Below are 5,245 nucleotides of genomic sequence, written 5' to 3' on the forward strand. Positions count from 1 at the left end.
ATTTGCTTTGTTATTGATGATTGACTGCCCGCTTTGCAGTTTAAATGCACCTATACTAAACTTATGCCATCAAATATTTAATTTAGCGCCCGGAATTGAAAAACCGCTGACCAAACATTTTTTTAGCGGGCACAAAGGGGATTTTACAACATGCCAGATATTATACAGCTTTTACCGGATGCCGTTGCCAACCAGATTGCCGCAGGGGAAGTAGTGCAGCGGCCGGCCTCGGCGGTAAAAGAGCTGGTGGAGAACGCGCTGGACGCCGGAGCCGATAAGATTCAATTGATCCTGAAAGAGGGCGGCAAAATGCTGATCCAGGTGATTGACAATGGCTGCGGCATGAGCCTGACCGACGCCCGCATGAGTTTTGAAAGGCATGCCACTTCGAAGATCCGCAAGGCGGAGGATCTTTTCGCTATCCGTACTATGGGTTTCAGGGGGGAGGCCATGGCTTCTATCGCCGCCATCGCGCAGGTGGAGCTAAAAACCCGCCGCCACGAGGATGAACTGGGCACCTCTATCCTTATTGAAGGTTCTGAAGTGGTCAGCCAGCAGGCCTGTTCGGCCAATACCGGAACATCAATCTCCGTAAAAAACCTGTTTTACAATACCCCCGCCAGGCGCAACTTTTTAAAAAGTAACCCGGTGGAAATGCGGCATATTATCGATGAATTTCAGCGGGTGGCGCTGGCCAACCCGCAGGTGTTTTTCTCGATGCACCACGACGGGCAAGAGATCTACCACCTGCCGCAGGCTACTTTAAAACAACGTATCATCCATTTGCTGGGTAATAATTATAACGAGCGTTTGGTGCCGGTTGAAGAAGACACCAATGTAATTAAACTGCGCGGTTTTGTGGGCAAGCCCGAATATGCCAAAAGAACCCGCGGCGAACAATTCTTTTTTGTGAACAACCGCTTTATCCGCGATGCGTACCTGAACCATGCGGTACTGATGGCTTTTAAGGAATTATTACCCGAAGACACCTACCCGCTTTACGTACTGTTTATCGAGATCGACCCGGCCAAAATTGACATCAACGTTCATCCAACCAAAACAGAAATTAAGTACCAGGACGAACAAACCATTTACGCCATCATCCGGTCGGCGGTAAAACGCTCATTGGGCCGGTATAATATTACCCCGAGCCTTGACTTCGACCAGGAAAACAGCATCGAACATTTGGTAACGCCGAAACCATTTGATGAAATTGTAGCGCCAACCATCAGCTTTAACCCTGATTATAACCCCTTTGCCACCGAGAAAAAAATAGAACGCGAAATACCTTTTTTAAGAAATACGGATTACCGCAGTACGCCGATACCACAAAACTGGGACACGCTTTACGAGATCAGCAGGAAGGAAGAAAACGCGCAAAGCGAAATGCACGGACAAAAAACTATTGCCGTTGACGACCAGGACCTGAATAAGCCGAGCGAGCAGCAGCTTTTCCAGGTGCATAACCGTTATATTCTGTCGCAGATAAAATCGGGTTTTATGGTGATCAACCAGCAGGCGGCGCACGAGCGGATCTTGTACGAACGTTTTTTGCAGCAGCTGGAGAACCATACCGGTGTTAGCCAGCAAAGCCTGTTCCCGCAGTCGGTTACACTAAATAGCAGCGATTTTGAGTTATTAAAGGAACTTTTACCCGATATTCGCGCACTGGGTTTTGATATCCGCGAGTTTGGCAAAAACACCGTAGTGGTTGAAGGCGTTCCGGCGGATTTGAATAACACTTCAGAAACGGAGATCCTGGAGCAATTGCTGGAGGGTTTTAAAAACAACCAGTCGATTTTAAAACTGGACAAACGCGACAGCCTGGCGCGGTCACTGGCACGCAATGCTGCAACGAAAGCGGGCACGAGGATGTCATTAGAGGAAATGAATTTATTGATCGACCAGCTTTTTGCCTGCCAGATGCCCAACCTTGCGCTGAACGGTAAACTGGTAATCACTACATTTACATTAAACGAATTAGCTGAACGATTTGAAAAATAATCCCGCAGGCGCGGGGTTCAACACATAAAAAACATGAGTCCACAAAGGCAATCTCCTTTTGATAATTTAACACCGGTTGTAAAAAATTTGTTGATCATTAACTTGATCTGTTTTATTCCTTTTATCATATTAAGTGACAGTAAATACCAGGAGTTAGTTGTTAACAATTTTGGCTTATTCTATTTCGATTCACCTAAGTTTAAGGTGTGGCAAATCTTAACTTACATGTTTATTCACGGGGGATGGGCACATATCCTTTTCAATATGTTCGCCTTGTTTTCCTTCGGGCCTATATTAGAATATGCCATCGGCCCGAAAAAGTTTTTTAACCTGTATTTTATTTGTGGAATTGGGGCCGGCTTACTACAAATGCTCGTGCAGGGAATAGAATTGCAGCATTATACCGGAAGTTTTCTTACTTTGCCTGCGCCTGACGATGCCAGTTATATTATGCTTTATGGCGCTAATGCAGCAAAAGTTGCGGGGATTTTTACACCGATTGTGGGCGCATCCGGAGCAATTTTTGGCGTCCTGGTGGGTTTTGGGATGCTTTACCCCGACCTTGAGCTAATGCTGCTGTTTGTGCCGGTTCCTATTAAAGCTAAATACATTATCCCTATTTATATAATAATCGAGTTGATTTCGGGTTTCGGCCAGTTTTCGGGCGATAATGTGGCCCATTTTGCCCACCTTGGTGGCGCATTACTTGGTTTTATTATGATAAAGGTTTGGCGGTACAGGTAGGCATTTTTAAATTTTTCGGGTACAAAAATACCACCACTGTTAATAATTTGTAAAATGCATAGCGCGATACAACTTTTTTAAATTATTTGGGTTATCTTTAAGTACATTTAATCTATCATGAGCACCCTCTGGAAAGACATACAACTCAAAATGCTCCATTCGGGCAGTAAGCTTAATTTGCTTATTGGTATCAATATTATTGTGTTTTTGCTGATTAATGTGCCCTCGATATTTGAAACCCTCTTTTTTAACTCGCATAATTTAGACCGCCTAACGACTGAGTATCTTTTGCTTCCTGCGTCCTTACACAAACTGCTTACGCATTTCTGGACACCGTTAACCTACATGTTCATGCATGCGGGTATTTTCCATATACTTTTCAACATGCTCTGGCTGTATTGGTTCGGGCAAATATTCGAGGATTTCCTTGGCAAAAAACGCACCGTTGGTTTATACTTAATGGGCGGTTTCGCAGGGGCATTTTTATTTGTATTTTGTTATAATGTGCTCCCTTTTTACACCCAATTGCACGTTGCGGATAACAGCACACTGGTAGGGGCTTCAGCCGGCGTAATGGCTGTTATGGTCGCCACCGCTACCCAGTTGCCTGATTATACCATTTCGCTCATGTTCATAGGCCCTGTAAAGTTGAAATGGCTGGTGTTGTTTTTTATCGTTATTGATTTTCTGGGCGTTACCAGCGCCAACGCCGGCGGCGAACTCTCTCACCTGGGCGGCGCGCTGATCGGTTTTATCTATATCAAACAATTGCAAAAAGGGAACGACTGGATAGCCGGCATCACCAAAATGTTTAAACCCAGGCCTAAATTAAGGGTAGTTTCTTCCAATCCTTCGGGCAGATCATCCGGGGCGCCAAGGCAGGAAGAAATTGATTTGATTTTGGATAAAATTTCCCGTTCCGGATACGATAGCTTGTCCAAACAGGAAAAAGATATACTATTCAGGGCAAGTAATGAAGGCTAATACCAAGCTTCCCTTTATCGACAGGCTATTTTTATGGGTAAATATTATCCTTTGCCTCGCGCTGCTGCTTAGCTACCTTGCCCCCGGTACCGATCCGCGTAAAATAATACTCCCTGCTTTTTTTGGTCTGGCCTATCCGCTGCTTGTGCTGCTCAATGTACTGTTGGTTATTTATTGGCTGCTCCGTAAAAAATGGTATGCCTTATTTTCCATTATTTCAATACTTAGCGGTTACAACGTATTACTGAACCACCTGCATTTCCATGCCGGGAATAAAGAAGCAGTGATGCCGAAACCGCCAAATTCCATCAGGATCATGACCTATAATGTCCATCACTTCAGGCGTTATGGATGGAAAATCGATTCCTCAACCCGTACCGAAGCCTTGCAGCTGATCAAACAACAGCATCCTGATATCGTTGGATTCCAGGAGTATTTTTCGGCAAGGAAAGGCCCGTTTGATTTTACTGATTCAATTATGAAAATACTGGATATTAAGTATTTTTATTTCAAAAGCTTTACCGTTAACCCGCGGAAAATGACCGGTATGGCCATCTTTTCAAGATACCCGATCACTAATGAGGGCCTTGTTACCTTATCCGACAGCGATAACGAAAACCAATGTTTATATGTTGATGTGGTGAAGGATGATAAGCCCTTCCGTTTTTACAGTGTGCATTTAAAATCTATCGGCTTCGACCCGGAAGACTATAAATACCTGGATAGTGTTTCAAAAAAAGGCAAAACGGATATACATTCAACCAGGCGACTGGGAGGCAAACTGGTGAATGCCTTCAAAAAAAGGGCCGAACAAATGTTCCTTGTTAAAGAACACAGCCTGCAATGCCAGTATCCCTTTATCATCAGCGGCGATTTTAATGATACGCCTGCATCATTTTCGGTAAATCAAATGGAAAAAGGGCTAAAAAATGCGTTCAGGGAAAAAGGATCCGGCTTTGGCCGCACCTATAACGGCGACTTTCCCAATTTCCAGATCGATTACATCATGACTACGCCCCAATTTGATATCCAGGATTACCAGATCATCGAAAAAAAGCTATCTGATCATTACCCGGTCAGGAGTGATGTTATTTTAAGTCATTAGTCTTGAGTCTGAAGTCGTAAGTCGTTATTTCTGTAAATGCCTGGCTGATACCTGAAGAATTGACCTGTCCAACTTTTTGACCACATTACCTTGACTTAAGACTCAAGACTCAAGACTTCGGACTTTAGCCTTATTTCTTCATTTCCTCTTTAATCGCCCTTAAAAATTCGTTGGCGTTATGTGAGCCGATGATATAAACAAGGCCGTCGCGATCGGTTAAAAAGATGGCTTCTTTACCCGAGGCAAAAAAGCGGATGGTTCCTTTGGAGTGCAGGTTATAAACCGGGTTGTTGAACAAGTACCTGCTGTATTGGCCCTGCTCTGCTTTGATAATGCTGTGCAGATCGATCTTTACCAGGCGGGTGGTCCATAAACCATCCAGCAAAACACTTTTATTTAAGATGCGGG

Annotated in this window: 4 protein-coding genes and 1 pseudogene; 4 read left to right on the forward strand and 1 reads right to left on the reverse strand. The window is 44.2% G+C overall.

The window, feature by feature from the left end; genetic code table 11:
- The first annotated feature begins 150 nt into the window (after window positions 1-150).
- From mutL to QZY09_RS01890, 4 genes are all read left to right on the forward strand, one after another.
- Window positions 151-2,004 (forward strand): DNA mismatch repair endonuclease MutL, encoded by a 1,854-nt coding sequence (gene mutL / locus QZY09_RS01875; RefSeq protein WP_295667462.1) that lies wholly within the window; start codon window positions 151-153, stop codon window positions 2,002-2,004.
- 33 nt (window positions 2,005-2,037) lie between these two features.
- On the forward strand, window positions 2,038-2,748 hold the full coding sequence (locus tag QZY09_RS01880) for a rhomboid family intramembrane serine protease (RefSeq protein ID WP_295667466.1): 711 nt from the start codon (window positions 2,038-2,040) through the stop codon (window positions 2,746-2,748).
- 117 nt (window positions 2,749-2,865) lie between these two features.
- The gene (locus QZY09_RS01885) at window positions 2,866-3,732 is read left to right on the forward strand and encodes a rhomboid family intramembrane serine protease (RefSeq protein ID WP_295667469.1); all 867 of its coding nucleotides are present in this window, start codon (window positions 2,866-2,868) and stop codon (window positions 3,730-3,732) included.
- A complete protein-coding gene (locus tag QZY09_RS01890; RefSeq protein ID WP_295667473.1) occupies window positions 3,722-4,837 on the forward strand; it encodes an endonuclease/exonuclease/phosphatase family protein in 1,116 nt (371 codons plus the stop codon). The genes QZY09_RS01885 and QZY09_RS01890 overlap by 11 nt, the downstream gene beginning before the upstream one ends.
- Before the next feature lie 130 nt (window positions 4,838-4,967).
- Here the strand turns inward: QZY09_RS01890 and QZY09_RS01895 are convergent.
- Window positions 4,968-5,245: pseudogene (locus tag QZY09_RS01895) on the reverse strand (hypothetical protein); the annotation flags it as partial.

The sequence above is a fragment of the uncultured Mucilaginibacter sp. genome, assembly GCF_903913935.1.
Lineage (GTDB): Bacteria > Bacteroidota > Bacteroidia > Sphingobacteriales > Sphingobacteriaceae > Mucilaginibacter.

Coding starts and splice junctions, on each gene's coding strand:
- mutL (WP_295667462.1), top strand. CDS start 151: ATGCCAGATATTATACAGCTTTTACCGGATGCCGTTGCCAACCAGATT.
- QZY09_RS01880 (WP_295667466.1), top strand. CDS start 2,038: ATGAGTCCACAAAGGCAATCTCCTTTTGATAATTTAACACCGGTTGTA.
- QZY09_RS01885 (WP_295667469.1), top strand. CDS start 2,866: ATGAGCACCCTCTGGAAAGACATACAACTCAAAATGCTCCATTCGGGC.
- QZY09_RS01890 (WP_295667473.1), top strand. CDS start 3,722: ATGAAGGCTAATACCAAGCTTCCCTTTATCGACAGGCTATTTTTATGG.